This window comes from Niastella sp. (genome assembly GCF_045805085.1).
Lineage (GTDB): Bacteria > Bacteroidota > Bacteroidia > Chitinophagales > Chitinophagaceae > Niastella.
In genome coordinates this window covers 1-17,580 of sequence record NZ_JBJMLX010000467.1, presented here as the reverse complement: position 1 = coordinate 17,580, position 17,580 = coordinate 1, and the positions used below count along the sequence as shown (strand labels likewise).

Here is a 17,580-nt window from a genome sequence, read left to right as displayed (position 1 = left end):
ACCGGAGCTCAAGGCAACCGGCAGGGCATACAACATATCTTTTGTATCGCGTGTATAGTATTCAACCGTGAAATAGGCTTTGCCATTCAGCGCTTCTCCATCTAATCCCAGGTTGGTTTCATATACGGTTTCCCAATGCAGGTTGGGGTTAGGAATGGCATTAACCGTTACGCCAATATCCAATGGGCCACCGGGTGCAAAATTCGCGCCTGACAGCGAACCTAATCCATTGGGACCGGCAAAAGAACTATACGCAGCAACATAGGTATAAGGCGGAATATTGCTGTTACCCAGCGTACCATAACTGCCACGCAATTTTAAGCGGCTCAGCGTTGATCTTAAAGGCGTAAAGAAGTTTTCTTCGCTGATATTCCAGCCGGCCGAGAAAGCACTGAACACGCCGCGTTGTTTGTTGGGCCCGAATACCGTGAAGTTGGCATCCTGCCGTACGGAACCCGTGAGATAATAGCGGCCTTTATAATTATAGTTGACCCTGCCAAAAAATGATTTTATCAAACCCTGGTTATCATCTTTACCTCCTACCGTAGCGGAGGATTGAGACGTTTGTACAAAGGAATAACCAGGCCTTCCTACATAACTCTGAAAGGCGTTGATGTTGCGATATTTGTTGGTGATCTGTTCAAACCCGGCAATGGCATTGATGGAATGACCGCCGAAGGTTTGGTCATATGTCAACACGTAGTTGGTCAATAGCTGGCTGCTTTTGATAGCTGTGCGCGTGAGCGAGTTCACATTGTTTACCACCTGGCCAAAATCATAGGCGCCCTGGTAATAGTCCTGTGACTCTTCATAATACGCATAACTGATATTGGTCCTGAAAGAAAGATGCAATGGCAGCTTTACTTCTGCATATACATTTCCCTGCAGGTTATTTTTAAAATTGAGGGCATCGGCCGCGTTAGCAGCGCCTACCGGGTTAGGACCACCGAACTGTAAACCGCCGTAACCGGGTGGCACTATGCCGTAACTGCCGTTGGCGTTTTTAATGGGAATGATGGGCAATGTTCTGAACGGGGCATTATGCAATTGCGCCTCGCTACCCACCGGCGGTCCTGTTTTCCGTTGTGATAAAGACAATTGTTCCCCTATCTTTAAAAAGGGCGTGAGTTTATATTCCGTATTGATCCTTGCGCCACCAATGTTAGAATAGTTCTTTATATAGATCCCTTTCTGCTTATTATAAAACCCAGACAGCAGGTAATTCACCACGGGGGAAGAACCGGCGATAGACAGGTTATAATTCATTTCCGAGGCATCGCGATACAACGCATCCGTCCAGTCGGTATTGGCCAGCGTATCGGTATGAGTAGCCCCGGCAAAAAAGGTGGAGTGAATAGTGTTCTGGAGGTTGATGTATTGGTCTTTATTCAGCAGGGTAATAAGCTTTGGTTTGGTAACGCCGCCCCGTGCATTGATGTTTATAGCAGGTTTGGCGGAAACTCCTTTTTTAGTAGTGATAACGATCACCCCGCCGGCAGCAGCAGAACCATAAATAGCAGCGGCGCTGGCATCTTTCAAAATGTCGATGGTGGCAATATCCTGCACATTGAGGTTGTCGCCATTGGTGCGAACCCCGTCAACAATATACAAAGGTGTTGGCTGGTGCAGGGAAGAAAGCCCGCGGATGATGATGGTGGAACCGGCATCGGGACTGCCGGACGATTTGATGACCTCTACCCCTGCTACCCTGCCCTGCAACGCATCGGTAACATTGGTAACAGGCATGTTCTTGATGGTCTCTCCTTTTACGGAACCCACCGCACCGGTTACATCCGCTCGTTTCTGGGTGCCATAACCCACTACTACGATTGATTCAAGACTTGATTCGGTTGTTTTCAGCACAATGTCGGGCTGGTTACTGCCTTTGGCCAAGGGCACTTCTTTTGTTTCATAGCCAATATAGGAAACCACGAGGGCGTTCACCCCTTCGGGCACCGCCAATTCAAATTTTCCTGATGCATTGGTGGTTGTGTTGTTTTTGGCGCCTTTTGTCATTATTGTCGCGCCCGATAATGGAGCGCCTTTTTCATCTGTTACAGTGCCGGTAACAGACCTGGGCTGGGCATAACTGATTTGACAAACCAGTAGCAATACAAAGCCGCACCACAGGTGGAGAAGCAATCGCTTTCTTTGCATAAACGGTTAAATTTTGGATTGAGATGAAATGAATGTTCTTGCAAGCGAAGTCAAAAAAAGAACAAGCCGCGCCGGTAAGCAAAATATATAGCTAAAGTATAGGAAATAGTACCCGAAAAGCGGCTAATCAATATTGTAAGTAATTTACAGGCAGTATGTTATGAACATATGTTTTTTACAAAAATATATTCATGAATAAGCAGGGTCGGTCGCTTTTTAAAGGGAGCTCACCCTGTCACATGATAGCTTAATCGATAGTTTTAATTTGCATGATCCTTTTTTCAAACTCTTCATTCGGCACTACTGATTTGTTCCGGATGCGGGTTTTGTAAGTGTTGATAGTATTGATGGAATATTGCAGAATGTGCGCGATCTTTTCATTTTCATGAATACCCATGCGGGCCAGGGCAAAAATGCGCAGATCGGTATTGAGCAGTTCATTATCCTCCAGTTCAATGCGGTCTTCTTCTTTAAATAATTCGTTGAACTCAGCCACAAAATTGGGGAAGAGTTTCAAAAAGGCGCGGTCGAAATGTTTCAGCAGTTCTTCTTTTTCCCTTTTCAGGTTGATATTATTTACCAGGAACCGGATCTCATCAAATTTACGGTCCGTTAGTTTCTGATCGATGGATTTCTTGAACCGTTCAATCTTGTCGAAAAACTCCGAGTTAACATTAAAGAAATAGCCTATATACTCTTCTTTGATCTTATTGGCGTCGTTCAGCTTTTCATTGGTTTCCGACAGGCGCCTGTTCGCCTCCTGCATGTTATGATGCGCTTCCAGAATGGCTTTCTGCGCCCGCTTTAATTTTTCCAGTTGTTTGAACACAATAATAATAAGGGCGATCACCAGCAACAGCAAAAAGGTAACCAGTCCGGCATACCAAAGCAGTTTTGTTCTTTGTTGTTCTACCATGGCATATTTCTGCGCTTCTATCAGGGGCAGCACATCGCCCACCTGTACTTTTCGCTGGCGGGCGCCAAAGAACACCGCATCGGAAAACGCCTGGTTAATGCATATGGATGCATTTTTAATATCGGCCTTCTTATATAATAAGGTAGAAAGAATAAATGCTGCAGAAGTTTCCCTGGTGCTGGATTGTACATCAGCGATCATGGCCTTGATGAGCAAAATAATAGCCTGGTCATTATCGCCATTTTGAATATACAGGTCGCTCAGCGTGGAAGCAGTGATGGCTATCTGGTGCGGAGTAAGACCCGGACGGGCCATCAATTGATCAAAATTCCGTTTGGCATCTATGCGATTACCCGATTTCAATTCTTTCAGTCCTTCGTAATACAGGTAGTCGTGTGAGTTTTTATCCCAAAGCGCCAGGGCAGAATCGATGTACTGGGCGCCTTTTTCAATGTACCGGGGCGTATGGTACTGATCTTTATCATAATCGCCCAGGTCGTAATAATACCTACCCATCAGGGCATAGTATTCCGCCCGGCAACTGTCGGGCACGGCGCTGATCTGAATGGCAGAAAGGGAATCGAGCGTTTCTTTATACATCCCCGATGACAGCATGGAAAACCCCATTTTAATGCGGGCATAATTGATCAGGCTCGGCTCATTGAGGCGAAGCGCCACGACCAGCATTTTTTTGGCGTAGTTGTAAGCAGAATCAAACTGAAATACCCGGTAAGCGCTGTACAGGTTTTCGTAAGCTTTAAATAAAGCGGGCAAATTGTTAGTATTGGTAGCGGCCAGTAATTTTTTGAATGAATCGATCTCGTCCTGCTTTTTTTTGTCGAATGCAGGCTGATGTGCTAAAACTTCATTCAATTGTTTCAGGGAACGGACCAGCGAATCCGTTTGGGCATATTGGTTACAAAAAATGAACAGGCAGGCTAATAACAGCAGCAATTTCTTCATATGATCGTTATGGCAAATCAGGCTTTTATCAAAACTAAAGAAGATAGGGAGCAAATCCAAATCGGCATTTCCCCCACTACATTGTTATATTCCGGTTATATTCAAAAAAACCAATCGTTGTATTAATTGCCTGATTAACACAAGGCTTTTTGTATAAAAACACCTGACTTTTCCCCAATTTTGTAAAATACTATTATACTTTTTGGCTTTGGCCTGTCACTTGATTAGTTTACACGCCTAACGTTTAACGCGTTTCGCATTTTGCATTTTGCGCTCACCCCGTATACCCCCTATTACATTCATTCAACACTTTCTTTATCTGAGCAGGTTGCTAAAACTATAGCTCCCTGAGCAAATGATCATTGCCATATCATTAAAACACCGGCCAGGTGCAGGCTATCCTATGCGGTTAGCCGAACGGGCCATAAAACCAGATCCATTTAATTATGAAAAAAATTCTATTTCAATTTGCTTTACTATTGGCCTGTCAGGCGCCGATCTGTCTGCTGGCGCAAAGCGATGGACTGCCCAGGGGCGCCAGCAACATGCCTTATACCCGGTATGAGGCGGAAAACGGCAGTATGGGTGGAAGCGCTTCTTTGCAATCATCCGTGCAGTTTGTTCAAACGGACATCGCTTCTGAGGCTTCCAACCAAAAATATGTAAGCCTGCCTGCCAATGGCTCTTACGTACAATGGAAAACAACTGCCGCCGCCCGGGGCGTAAACCTGCGTTTTACCATGCCCGATAACAACTCCGGCACCGGGCAAACCGGATCTTTGAGCCTGTATGTAAACAACGTGCTGGTAAAAACAATTGACCTTAGCTCTTACTGGGCGTATCAGTATTTTGATGTGGGTGGTGAAGGCGATCCCTACCAAACGCCCCACACCAAAACTTTTATGCGTTTTGATGAAGTGCATTTTACGGTTACCAATACCATCAATTCAGGTGACACCATTAAAATTCAAAAAACAAATGGTGATGGGTTGACCTACGGGGTTGATTTTATTGAGCTGGAACCAGTGCCTGCAGCCATTGGACTGCCTGCAGGTTATGTAAGTGTAACTGATTTTGGTGCGGTGGCCAACGACGCCAACGATGACTATGCGGCTTTTAATAACTGTATTGCAGCCGCCAAAACGCAGGGTAAAAATGTATATATCCCCGCCGGCCGTTTTTTATTAAGCGATAAATTATTGCTGAATGTGACCAACATGAAAATAACCGGCGCGGGTGTTTGGTATACGCAGGTATATTTCTCCACCGATAAACAGTTTTATGGCGGCATAATGTCCCGAAGCAGCGGCGTGGAAATTTCCAACTTTACCATGGGTACCGCCAACAACGACCGGTTAAAATATGATGAACCCAATCCGCGCGACGGACAGAAATACAAAATCTATAAAGGCTTCATGGGAACCTATGGCACCGGTTCGGGTATTCATGATATTTGGGTTGAACATTTTGAATGTGGTTTCTGGATCGGAGGATATGATGCTCCCTATCCTGTAGATGTTACCCGCAACCTTACCATTAGTAACTGCCGCATTAGAAACAATTACGCAGATGGCGTTAATTTCTGTATAGGAACATCAAGCTCTACAGTAACCCAATGCAGCCTGCGCAATAATGGCGATGATGCACTGGCCATGTGGCCTGCCAGTGATGTACAGGGTTCGGTGCAGGAACGCAACAATACCTTCAGTAATAATACTATTGAAAACAACTGGCGGGCAGGCAGCATTGCCATTTTTGGCGGTACCGGTCACCAGGTGCATCACAATTACATTAAAGATGGCGTGGCCGGTTCCGGCATTCGTTTTACCAATGATTTTGCTGGTTTTGGTTTCGAGTATCCTGGTGATGTTACACATTTTTATGAGAACACTGTCGAAAACTGTGGTACCAGTTACGATCTGTGGAATCAGATGCGGGGCGCTATTGAGTTTTTTGCAGGGTCCGGCATCTTTAACATGCAATTCGATAACACCACCATTCTTAATTCACAACGCGATGCCATTCGCATCAGCGGCAGCAACCTGCATGATATTGTATTTACCAATACCACCATCATCGGCACCGGTAAAGATCCGGTGACCCGGGATGTACCGGCAGACGTATATGGCGGTTTTGGCATTTATTGCGATGCCAATTCGCAGGGCATGACGTTTAACAACCTTTCAGTTACCGATGCTGAATCGGGCACCTATATAAATCGCAACCCTTCTTTCCAGCTTATTTTTCAAAACGTAAATGTGCCGGTGACCGGAGTAAGTATTAGTCCGGCGGGCGATACAACCCTGGCGTTGAACCAAACGGTTCAATTAACACCGGTGATTATTCCCGCCGACGCTACCAATAAAACGGTAAGCTGGAGCAGCAGCAACACGTCCGTAGTTACCGTTGATGCTTCCGGCAAAATTACCGCCGTAGGTACTGGTTCAGCCACTATTACGGTTACATCAGGCGACGGCAATAAAACGGCCACTAAAAATATTACGGTTAGTCCGGCCGTAAATATAAAAGCCACCGATGAAACAGCCGGTGAAGGTGGCAATACCGGTTCTTTTACCATTAGCACAGCCGGTATTACGCAGGCGGCTACCATACACTATGCCGTTAGCGGTACCGCAACAACAGCCGATTATACGGCTAACCCGGCTTTGAGCGGTACTATTACCCTGACACCTTCGCAGCTTTCCCAAACCATTACCATTTCACCGGTGGATGATACTCAGTTTGAGGGTGCAGAAACCCTAAGGCTTACTCTGTTGCCGGGCACCGGTTATAAACTGGGGCCTGATACAGTAGCGGTGATTACCATCAACGATAATGACAACCCACCCTGTACCGCACCGGTTATCGGGCTGGTAAATGGTACGCCACCTGTGATCGATCAAAATATAGAAGCCGCCTGGGGTTCAGCTCCCGCCACCAACATCAACCAGGTAGTGCTGGGTAGCCGGCCTGCAGATTATAGCGGAAAATGGCGTGCACTGTATGATAACAATAACCTGTACCTGCTGGTAGAAGTAAACGATGCTACCCGCATTAACGATTCCGGCCCCAGTTGGTGGGAAGATGATGTGGTAGAAATATTCATCGATGGCAATAACAGCAAAGGCGCCAGCTACGACGGTGCCAATGATTTTCAGTTTGGCTTCCGGTGGAACGACAATACCGTACACACCGGCGGCAACTCAGTAGCCAATACTACGGGGATCAATTTCAGGATGTACGCCACTGGTTCGGGCTATACTGCTGAAATTGCCATTCCCTGGACAACCATAGGAGCTACTCCTGCAATTGGTAAAGCTATTGGCCTCGATGTGCAAATAGACGATGACGACAATGGCGGCACCCGCGATGCCCAAACAACCACCTTTGCCACCAATACGACTGCATTTCAAAATCCATCGGTCTTTGGTACCGTGTATATGACCAGTTGTAATGGAAGCGTGAACCAGCCACCCGTTGCCAATGCAGGCGCCGATACCAGTCTGGATGCAGGTACTACCAATGTTACGTTACATGGCACCAGCTCCGACCCCGAAGGCAATGCAGTTACCTATAGCTGGACGCAAGTAAGCGGACCTGCCGTTACCATAACAAACGCCAATACCGCTAATCCCGTTATATCCGGTCTGACAGATGGCAATACCTATGTATTTCAATTAACCGTAAGCGATGGTACATTAACCGCTACCGATAATGTATCAGTAGCCGTGCCTGACTCGGCTAATGTGGTACATAGCTACCCTGCCAATGGCACTATCACTATTGATGGCGTGCTAAACGAGGCAGCCTGGAAGCTGAATAACAGCGCCGTCAAAAACGTGATCGGCACCGCAAATAACAACGTTACTTTTGGCGCTTTATGGGATAACAACAATCTGTACATAGCGGCCAAAGTGCTGGACAATACGCTTAACAATGATTCGCCCGATCCCTGGAACAATGATGCCATTGAAATATTCATCGATGCCAATAATAACAAACTGACTACTTACGATGGGTTCGATAACCAGTTTATAAAAGCCTGGAACAACAGCTCGTTGTTCAGCAAAACGGCTGTTAACAGTGTGCAACACGCATGGGCGGCCATCAGCGGCGGTTATACGATCGAGCTTAGTATTCCCTGGTCGCAATTAGGAATTACCCCCACGGCAGGTAAACAAATTGGCTTCGATATTGCCAATGATGACGATGACAATGGCGGCGACCGCGATGCTCAGGCAGTATGGATGGGCACTAGTAACAATTACCAGAACACGTCGGCTTTTGGTACACTCACGCTTGAAAGCGCGGCAACAGCCCTGGTGAATAACCTGGTTGCACAAAGTTTGCGTGTAGACAATGAAAACAACATGCAGGTAGTGCCCAACCCGGTTAGCAATGGAAGCGCCACCGCTATCATCTCGGGCAGCAGCGAAACAGGGATCATTAAGGTTTTCGATCTGGCTGGTCACCTGGTATATACTGCCAAAGGCCAGCTACGCATTCCCCTGTATTTACAAACCCTGCCAAAAGGATTGTATATGGTGCGGTTTGAATCAGGCACGAGGTTTATCAATAAAAAGCTGTTGATAAAGTAATTAATATGACATATCAATAGAATATAACTGCGTCCCGGTAAATTGGGACGCAGTTTTGTTATCACCATTTAAATAGTTATTTGTGTAAGGGCGAGTCATTTTGCGAGTCATTTTGCGTGTTATTTACGCAAATTTTGGCTATCCCAACATAGCACCCTAAATTTGCGTATAACAAACGCAAAATAAGATGAAAGTCCTTACCCCGCCACATGAAATGATTGTAGATAATCAGGTAGTTGTATTCCTGGCCGGTTCCATTGAGATGGGCATAGCCAAAGAATGGCAACAATTGGCGATTGACCTGTTTGATTCCATGATTCCCGAAGAGAAAAAGGCGGACTATCTTCTACTAAACCCCCGCCGGCCCGACTGGGATCCCAGTTGGAAACAGGAAATCGACAACCCGCCCTTCTATGAACAGGTGAAATGGGAACTGAAGGGTTTACAACAGGCTGATCACATACTTGTTTACTTCGACCCCGCCACTAAATCACCCGTATCGTTACTGGAACTCGGCGCCTTCCATAACAAAGCAATTGTTATTTGTCCCCAGGGATTCTGGAGAAAAGGAAATGTCGACATCTTTTGTGATGTATTTAACGTAAAACAGGCGCCTGACCTAAAGTCAGCGGTAGCATTGATTGTTGGTGAGAGGTGATAAGGTTTGATATCAGTCCATTTTTAATGCTTTCTTTATTGCTGTTACTTTATTGGGCGTATTCAATCCCTTTTGCAGATCCTCTATAGTGAGGTTGTTTGATCTGCTTTTGAACAGGTATGTTTTAAAAAGGTGTTTGTTTGCTTCCAGACTAAAATTCTCCCTGTGCGTTTCTAACAGTTCTTTAGTAAGATCATCAAGGTGGGCTTTGATAGGTACATAGGAATGTATCAACTCGTTTTTCCAGTTCCTAATACCATTCAAATAATTTACGATTTCGGCATTCTCAATATAGGCAAGCTTTTCCAACTGCTTATCTATTTCGGCAAATGGCATCTCATGCCAGTTCTTAGCCTTTAAAACAGGTATTTGCCAGGTCTTTTGTTGATCTTTCCAATAATCGGCATTTGCTTTTACCTGGTGTATTTTAAATCCTGGCAATTCAATGGCTGTTAAATAATTTCCATGACAGGCGCCGGTATCAATACCATACGTGTTATTGGTTATTTTAGGTTGGTCTCCTACTACATGATGTCCATAAATAACAGGCTTTTTTCCTGTATAAAATTCCGTCCAGAATGTACCTTCCGGATATTTCTTTTCAAGATATTTGTCGCCGGAGGTAGAGCCACACAACACTTCCTGCTTTTGATCTGTAAGTTCTTTATCGTGCTCAAAAAAAGCATGAATAATTATAGCTTCTTCGGTCTCATAATAATAGCCAAGTCCATCCAGCCATTTCAAAAATCCATCATACTCGTTGCCAAACTGAACTTTCACAATTTCCTGCGCGTAGCTCAGTATTTTGTTCTGATGTTTCCTTTCGTGATTCCCTATTAACACCACACTATTTGGCCGGTTCAAGAAGTATTCATATACCTCCTTTGATTTATTTCCCCTATCGACAATATCGCCAAGGGAAATAAGCAGATCATCCGCTGTTAAGCCCACCTTTTCTACCAGTTCCATCAATTCATCATAACAACCATGAATATCTCCAATAATAAATTTTCTCATAGGGTCGTATTCTATCAATTGCAGCCAAGATAGAAATTTTACTCAATTATCCATAGCAGCATTATTTTCCCTTTCGTTCATACCTGCCCATAATGACTCCCTCAGCAAGAATATGCGATTCCATGGCTTTTCTCAGACTTTCTTTGAAAGTATGGGGCGGCAGATCGAGTTCGATATCCAGGGCATATACATGAAAATAATAACGGTGAGAACCTTTTGGTGGACAAGGTGGATGGTAACCGGTTTTACCTGCAGAGTTAGTGCCCGAAATACCAGGGAGGGTATTTTCCTCTATGAGATCTTCAGGTTGTATATTCCACATCAGCCAGTGATCGAATACACCGCCGGGCGCATCAGGATCTTCGACAATGAGCGCGAGTGTTTCTGCATCATCCGGAATATTATTGATTGTCAATGGCGGATTGATGCCTTCTCCATCGCAGGTATATTTAGCGGGAATATTACCATCATCTTCAAATGCAGTGCTTGAGAGTTCAAGCTGCCGGATTGCTGTTGTTGCCATAAATTCAGTTTCCTTAAAGGCATCAATTCATCTGCCATTTTAAAATCCGGAGGAAACACCCATTTAGGCGTTTTAGTTCTACACAATTAGGGCAAAATATCGCCAGGTGCACGATAATGAAACAAAACACTTTTTCTCTATCTTCGTCCCATACCAGGAAGGCATTAAAAATAGTTCCCCATGCAAAAGTTCGTAATTCTACTAACTTATTCTGTCAGCCTGCTTTTAGTTTCCTGTGAAGCAAATGATTACCCATACGTAAGAATAAAAACGCCAACAAACAGGCAGGTTTTTAATGCTCCCGAGGTAATAAGAATATCTGCTGAGATGCAGTCTGGAGATGCATTGTCAAATGAATGGTTAGTAGTAACAAAAATTAACGCTTCACATGATAGCATAATAATAAACAATAGAGGCCAGGGATTTCAAGGGAATAGAATGTATCATTTAGTTGATAGTTTTATCAGTGAACCTGCTGCACAATACAAAATTCTTGCGGGTGCCACTGGGGGCGCCGGGCCGAGCTATGATAGTATTTTCATAAGCACAAATTAATATCACCCGGGCATATAATACAACGCTTCAGGCCTGAAGCGCATTACCGGCTGGCAATAGCATAACCCCGACTGCCTGTTATGTTCTGCCTGGATGATTACACGTGGCTTTTCTATCATTACACTTTTCTGTGGCTGTTTTACCTGCATACGCTGTTCCTGCAGCATCCGTTCATAGGGCGTCATGCGTTGTTCGCGGGTTAAGCCTTCAACAGGCGCTTTTCTTATTTTGCGAAGGAAAATAAACAGTCCGATCAGAAAACACACAAAGACGATCAGGCCTCCCCGTAAATTTATGGTTTCATAACCGGGATATGGAAGATGAATATCTGCATTTATCCCCATTGAGTTGATACCAGTTAATACCTGCGTGGTGAGCCGGTTCTGAACCAGGTAATAGATCAGTCCGCCTGCCAGCGTACAACACAATAAAACAAGCAATCCGGTAAACGCAGCGCTTACCCGCTGCAGTACATGCCGCCTCGAAGGAGAAAATATAATCACTAACGTATATAGAAGAAAGAACAGGGCCGGCGCCACGATCATATCAATGTCAACCGGCAGCCGAACAGGAATATCCAGGAATACAAGGCTCGGACTGATCTGAACCCGCCCTGCAATGGTGGGAAATTGTTTGGCCACCAAATACTGGCCCGGGATAATACAAAGAACAAGTAATACAAGCACAATGGCTACTGTGGGAAATTGCCGTTGCTTCCCTTGACAAACATCCATAAAATAATTTTTAACAAAATGAATTGGCGACAAGGTGGCTAAAAGGTCTTTATGAATATTCCCAGGGTACAGCACGCAGTATTATGCGCAGGAATTGTAAAACACAAGTTCTATGCCCCAAAATCTTTTTGATAAGGCTTACCAAATTATTATGAATTTCTTTACAATCATTAATTTCGAAGAAAGGAATAACAGCAATGAAACGTCCATGGCAAAATTTTCATTATGACACACAGGACAATGAAAATTTTGCCATGGTAAGTTCCATCTGGCCAAAACCAATAAATATTTTCAGATGAAAATAGCTACTTATAATGTAAATGGGGTCAATGGGCGCCTGCCTGTTCTGCTTCGTTGGCTGCAAGAAAGTTCACCCGATGTGGTTTGTTTGCAGGAACTGAAAGCGCCGCAGGAGAAATTTCCTGAAAAAGCCATCTCTGATGCGGGTTATCAGGCCATCTGGCATGGACAAAAAAGCTGGAATGGCGTAGCTATCTTATCGAAATATGGATTGCCTGTGGAAACGCAGCGGGGCCTTCCCGGTGATCCTGAGGACGTACACAGCCGCTATATTGAAGCTACAGTGAACGACCTCACTATTGGTTGTCTGTATTTACCCAATGGCAATCCGGCTCCCGGTCCCAAGTTTGAATATAAACTAGCCTGGTTTGAACGCCTTACTTTACACGCGGCCGGACTGCTAAAATCGAAAAAGCCCGTTATACTTACCGGCGATTACAATGTGATGCCCACTGAAAAGGATGTGTATAAACCGGAACGCTGGGTGAACGATGCGCTTTTCCGTCCTGAAACCCGGGCGGCTTTTAAAAAGCTGGTCGATCAGGGCTGGACCGACGCCATCAGGAAATTATACCCTAATGATACCATTTATACTTTCTGGGATTATTTCCGGAATGCCTACCAACGAAATGCGGGACTTCGCATCGATCATTTTTTATTAAATCCGGCAATAGAAAAGCGATTGATAGCTGCCGGTGTAGACCGCGACGTGCGGGGCTGGGAAAAATCGAGCGACCATGCGCCGGTGTGGATCGAGCTTAAAGATTAACCCATTGAAAGGGATAAGCATTTCAATAAGCTATTTTAGCCATTATCGTTTTTGACGTTTTTGAGCCGGCAGAAATAATATCTTGTATGCGAAAATGATACTTCCATGCAACGAATTGCCTGCTACCCTGCCATTGCCCTGATTGTTTTAGTCACTGTATGGGGGAACCCGGTTCAATCGCAATGGCCGGCCGTCCCTGATATTGACCTGTCGAAATACAAGCCTGCTGATTTTACGGATGCGGAGCTGGACCTGCCTTATTACCTGAAACATTTTCATACGATTGCCAACAGCGTTGTAGAAACCGGTCCCGATAAAGGGTTCATCAATATTCCGGTATGGCGTTCCCCTGATGATAACAAGCCTTATAATGCCCGTATCATGGAGAACATTCTTTCGTTGGCCTGGTTTTATTGCACCAATCGTCCCTGGAATATATATTATGGCTCTCCTGTTTTGCGACTACGGCTGGAAGCGGCTTTATCGTTCTGGTGTCACAGTCAAAATGCAGATGGCCGTTTTAGTGAGTATGGTCCGCAGAAATGGAATCTGGCGGCAACTGCATTCAGCACCAAATTTATGGGAGAAACACTCCGGTTGCTGAAAAGCGGCCCAGCCATTGATTCGGCTATATTACAAAACACCATAGCTTCCGATAGAAAAACAATAATGGCCGTACTTACCCGCGAAGAACTTTACCAGAGTGGAAAAAATTTCTCCAACCAGTTTACCAATGTATGGGCAGGCGCACTGGCGTATTTGTCGCTTAATCCTGATGCGGAGATAAAAAGCCGGTTGGAAGCCCGGATAAAACAATCGGCCAGCGATTTTCAAAGTCCGGCCGGATTTTTTTACGAAGCCGGCGGTACCGATTTTGGCTATAACTTCAATACACATCATAGTAATTTGTGGATTGCCTGGCATTACAGCCATGGCACCCCGCTTGCCAATGAATTCATTGAAGAAGAGGAACGATACTATAACTGGATCTGCTATAATGCAGTGCCAGAACCTGGAACAGACGTCTATACTATCAACAGGCCTATAGAAATGCGCCAGAAAACCACCACGTTATTCAGTTATTTCACCGCTACACCGCTGGGCGAAGCAGTAGCAGGTATACGGGCTTTTGAAATGAATACAATTGAAAAGAAAAAGTCTGTTGAAGAAGCAAGAAAAAAACTGGAGCAAAACTGGCCCAACGTACAACCACTCGCTACGGGTAATTTCAGCGCCTATTCTCCCTATACCTTTCTTCACCGTTCCCTTTATCAGTGGTATCCTTCCCCATCCCAAAAAGAAGCCGCGATAAAACAGTTGCCCTATATAAAAAGCCAGCGGTTCATTCATCAAAAAATGGACAACCGTAATCCCACTGTTTTCACATATGTACGGCAACCCGGTTATTATGCCTGTTTTAATTCAGGTCCGCAGTTAAAACCACAACAGCGTTATGGCATTGGACTGTTGTGGCATTCCAAAGCCGGTTCATTTTTACAATCGCAAACAGATACGTACGATGCAGCCTGGGGCACTCAACCGGAAGGTGGTAAACTGTATGAAGCAGACACACTGGATGCAACGTTCTCAATTAACAATAAAGCCATCACGCCCATCCCCGGCAACCATGATCTTACAACCGGGGTGTTAACCGTATCTTATCCATTGGGTTCAACAGGAAAAAAATCGATTGTGTTTCGTGACAAAACAATTGAAGTGGCCATTCAGCATCCGGGGCATTTTACCGAATACATCCCCTTATTATTGAATAGTACCGATGAAGCAGGCATTATTTCACCTGGCAAGGTAGCCTTGAAAAAAGCAGGCGGAATTATCAATATCAGCTACGATGCTAATGCGACAGCCAACCTGAAAGAAACGCCACTCAAATCGGGTCTGCAAAAGGTAATGGTATTGACTATTGAAGGCAGCGATAAACTGAGTTATTCTTTTAGCATGTAATAACTACCTCAAGGGTTACAAAAGTTAATAAGAATCAGCAAAAGTTTCCCTGCTTTCGCTGAACAACATATAAATATTAGTTGTAACTTAAACCTCCAATCACTTCATTTTACCTGCGTCCTAAACAGATCCGCACAGCCTGAGATCTTTCTAAGCAATTCAGTTTTTATTAATCTTAAAAAACAGGAGGTTTTATGATCGTCCGACTCACCTACTTAAGTTTCCTGCCACAAAATGTAGAACAGGCTAAAAAACTTTTCCGCGAAGAAATAGTGCCTATTGTAAAAGTTCAAAAAGGTAATCTCGATTGCAGAATGCTTGAACCTTTAGACAATTCGGATGAATATATTTCAATGACAACATGGGAAAGTCAAGCCGATTCCGATGCTTATGAAAGCAGCGGTAAGTACCAGGAACTGGTAGACAAAGTAAAAAATGATTTTGCAAAAAAGCCGGTATTGAAAGTGTATACAACGGAAAGCATTCTTGAACACGCCTAAACAGTAATTGTATTAAATTAAAAGGGCCAGCGATGGCCCTTTTAACGTTTACCATTTATAATGCTGTGTTTCCGGCACTGTTGAGATATGCTTCATTTTTCCCTGCCGGTATTCCTTATACAACTGCACAATTTCTTCGGAATCGTCGGCAATAAAGGGACCGTGGGAAACAATCCCCTCATGCAATGGTTTGCCGGCGTATAATACAAACCGCACTCCATCATCGCCCGCTGTTACCTTCAATTCACTTTCCCCGTTCTGGTCAAAAATATTTAACCAGCCTACCTGGTCTTTGTACAATAAGGTTTTGCTTTCACCTACTTGCACTGTTCCATTTAACACATAAAGAAATGTATTATAGTTAGCAGGCAACTGTTGTACAGATGTTACGCCTGATTCAACGGTAATATCAGCAATAAGCAAAGGCACATAGTTTTGAACCGGCGATGTAATACCAGTCAGCGTACCGCTGTATAATTTTATATGCGTTCCATTTTCATTGACAACTGGTACATGGGCCAGCGGCAAATCCTGCAAACGTGGCAAGGCCTTCCGGTTTTGCCGGCCGAGGTTGGCCCATAATTGCAGAATACGCATGCTACCGGGTTTATCAATGACCTCAGTATGTACTATTCCACTGCCCGCAGTCATCAGTTGAAAGTCACCGCTTTTCAATTTATGATCATCCGCGCCTAATTCGCCATCCAGCACCAGCGTCACTGTTTCAAAACCGGCATGCGGGTGGGGACCGCCCGCTGGAATGGTGTCCTTCTTATCTAACAGATCGTCCATCAACAAAATGAATGGATCAGTTTGTTCGTAATTATCATATATCAACGGCCGTGCAATATGTCCTGCCCCCAGAAACCCCGGTTCGCCTTTTGGGTTTTCTATTCTTATCAATTCTCTTGTAATTGCCATAACCTATAATTTTATGTAGTATTGAATACATCACAAAATTACGCAAGTATTTTATGGCTTTTTGAGGCACTATACTAAAGGTAAGTGATGGCCCTACTCACTCCATGGCGATTGTAAAATACAATCACAAAAGTTCTTCCGCTTAAATCCTGGGATCATAAACGCGCATACATCTGCTTTGATGTTACCAAAAGTAGTATCTGTTTTATGCTTAAAGCCATCAAAGAAAGTTGGTATAATATTTTTCTTGAACCCATTACGGGGGAACTGTTTTACAATAGCTTCCCGGTTCTCTTCTGATAATTCCTGATACCCCTCGCCCATTACATCCAATCCTACGCCGGAATACAGCAACGCCACTTCCGGTTCTTTATATTCAGCGACGCCAATAGTGGTATGCAGGGCAATTGAATCCCAAACCAGTTGTAACGATGATGGCGGCAGTCCATGCCCTTTCAGAAAGTCTCTGGCGGCATTGGCGCCATCTACTTCAAATCTTTTATCGGCACTGCTGTAATGGGGCGTTAGACCCAGGTCATGAAAAACAGCGCTTACATACAACAATTCTGGATCGTATTGTAATTTTCTGCTACTGCCATTTAACGATGCAAATACAAATACCCTCAATGAGTGATTATAGATGAATTCTGTGCCATGTTCGAGCAACAGTTCGGTAGCCTGTTTTGCAAGGGCGCTATCGGGAATGGTAATGCCCGCTACTGCTTTTGGTTTGTTTACTGACATATACTTTGCTTTTATTGTATGCAAAGCTATAAGGCAGTACGCAGCCGGGAAATACCAGAAATTACATATCAGATACCAATTTTTACAAACTGGTAGCGATACTGATTGGGACTATACCCCGTTTGATTTTTGAAAAAATTACTGAACTGGTAAGGGTTGGCGAAATGCAACTGACCGGCAATCTCTTTTATTGAGCGGGAAGTGAACTGCAGGTCTTTTTTTGCTTCATTAACCAGGTGTTGCAGGATCATCTTTTTGGCGTT

14 protein-coding genes are annotated in these 17,580 nt (G+C 44.5%); 6 read left to right on the top strand and 8 right to left on the bottom strand.

Annotated elements, in window-relative coordinates:
- The coding region (locus ACJ751_RS24620; protein WP_407748187.1) for a SusC/RagA family TonB-linked outer membrane protein at window positions 1-2,157 on the bottom strand (2,157 nt) is incomplete at its 3' end.
- Window positions 2,158-2,404: 247 nt separating this feature from the next.
- Window positions 2,405-4,036, bottom strand: coding sequence for a DUF6377 domain-containing protein (locus ACJ751_RS24615; RefSeq protein WP_407748186.1), 1,632 nt, complete (start codon window positions 4,034-4,036; stop codon window positions 2,405-2,407).
- Window positions 4,037-4,482: 446 nt separating this feature from the next.
- Between ACJ751_RS24615 and ACJ751_RS24610 the strand changes: the two genes are divergently transcribed.
- Both ACJ751_RS24610 and ACJ751_RS24605 read left to right on the top strand, forming a co-directional pair.
- Window positions 4,483-8,634, top strand: coding sequence for a sugar-binding protein (locus tag ACJ751_RS24610; protein ID WP_407748185.1), 4,152 nt, complete (start codon window positions 4,483-4,485; stop codon window positions 8,632-8,634).
- A gap of 187 nt (window positions 8,635-8,821) precedes the next feature.
- Window positions 8,822-9,292 (top strand): nucleoside 2-deoxyribosyltransferase domain-containing protein, encoded by a 471-nt coding sequence (locus tag ACJ751_RS24605; RefSeq protein WP_407748184.1) that lies wholly within the window; start codon window positions 8,822-8,824, stop codon window positions 9,290-9,292.
- A 12-nt stretch (window positions 9,293-9,304) separates the two neighbouring features.
- Here ACJ751_RS24605 and ACJ751_RS24600 read toward each other — a convergent pair whose 3' ends face one another.
- Entirely contained in the window at window positions 9,305-10,309 is a 1,005-nt protein-coding gene (locus ACJ751_RS24600; protein WP_407748183.1) for a metallophosphoesterase, read from the bottom strand.
- 61 nt (window positions 10,310-10,370) lie between these two features.
- Window positions 10,371-10,832 (bottom strand): YbhB/YbcL family Raf kinase inhibitor-like protein, encoded by a 462-nt coding sequence (locus tag ACJ751_RS24595; protein ID WP_407748182.1) that lies wholly within the window; start codon window positions 10,830-10,832, stop codon window positions 10,371-10,373.
- A 180-nt stretch (window positions 10,833-11,012) separates the two neighbouring features.
- Here ACJ751_RS24595 and ACJ751_RS24590 point away from each other — a divergent pair, with 180 nt between their 5' ends.
- The gene (locus ACJ751_RS24590; RefSeq protein ID WP_407748181.1) at window positions 11,013-11,387 is read left to right on the top strand and encodes a hypothetical protein; all 375 of its coding nucleotides are present in this window, start codon (window positions 11,013-11,015) and stop codon (window positions 11,385-11,387) included.
- Window positions 11,388-11,389: 2 nt separating this feature from the next.
- On the opposite strand, the gene ACJ751_RS24585 is transcribed toward ACJ751_RS24590, so the two are convergent.
- Entirely contained in the window at window positions 11,390-12,121 is a 732-nt protein-coding gene (locus ACJ751_RS24585; RefSeq protein ID WP_407748180.1) for a hypothetical protein, read from the bottom strand.
- A gap of 295 nt (window positions 12,122-12,416) precedes the next feature.
- On the opposite strand from ACJ751_RS24585, the gene xth reads away from it, so the two are divergent.
- The 3 genes from xth (at window position 12,417) to ACJ751_RS24570 (ending at window position 15,652) form a co-directional block, all read left to right on the top strand.
- Window positions 12,417-13,190 carry an exodeoxyribonuclease III gene (xth, locus tag ACJ751_RS24580; RefSeq protein WP_407748179.1) on the top strand — a complete coding sequence of 258 codons (774 nt, stop codon included), beginning with the start codon at window positions 12,417-12,419 and terminating at the stop codon, window positions 13,188-13,190.
- A gap of 105 nt (window positions 13,191-13,295) precedes the next feature.
- A complete protein-coding gene (locus ACJ751_RS24575; protein WP_407748178.1) occupies window positions 13,296-15,152 on the top strand; it encodes a hypothetical protein in 1,857 nt (618 codons plus the stop codon).
- A gap of 194 nt (window positions 15,153-15,346) precedes the next feature.
- Complete coding sequence (locus tag ACJ751_RS24570) at window positions 15,347-15,652, top strand: antibiotic biosynthesis monooxygenase family protein (RefSeq protein ID WP_407748177.1); 306 nt, start codon at window positions 15,347-15,349, stop codon at window positions 15,650-15,652.
- A gap of 48 nt (window positions 15,653-15,700) precedes the next feature.
- On the opposite strand, the gene ACJ751_RS24565 is transcribed toward ACJ751_RS24570, so the two are convergent.
- The 3 genes from ACJ751_RS24565 to ACJ751_RS24555 all read right to left on the bottom strand — a co-directional run.
- Window positions 15,701-16,573, bottom strand: coding sequence for a pirin family protein (locus ACJ751_RS24565; protein WP_407748176.1), 873 nt, complete (start codon window positions 16,571-16,573; stop codon window positions 15,701-15,703).
- Between the two features lie 93 nt (window positions 16,574-16,666).
- Window positions 16,667-17,317 (bottom strand): HD domain-containing protein, encoded by a 651-nt coding sequence (locus ACJ751_RS24560; RefSeq protein ID WP_407748175.1) that lies wholly within the window; start codon window positions 17,315-17,317, stop codon window positions 16,667-16,669.
- Between the two features lie 68 nt (window positions 17,318-17,385).
- The coding region (locus tag ACJ751_RS24555; RefSeq protein ID WP_407748174.1) for a helix-turn-helix domain-containing protein at window positions 17,386-17,580 on the bottom strand (195 nt) is incomplete at its 5' end.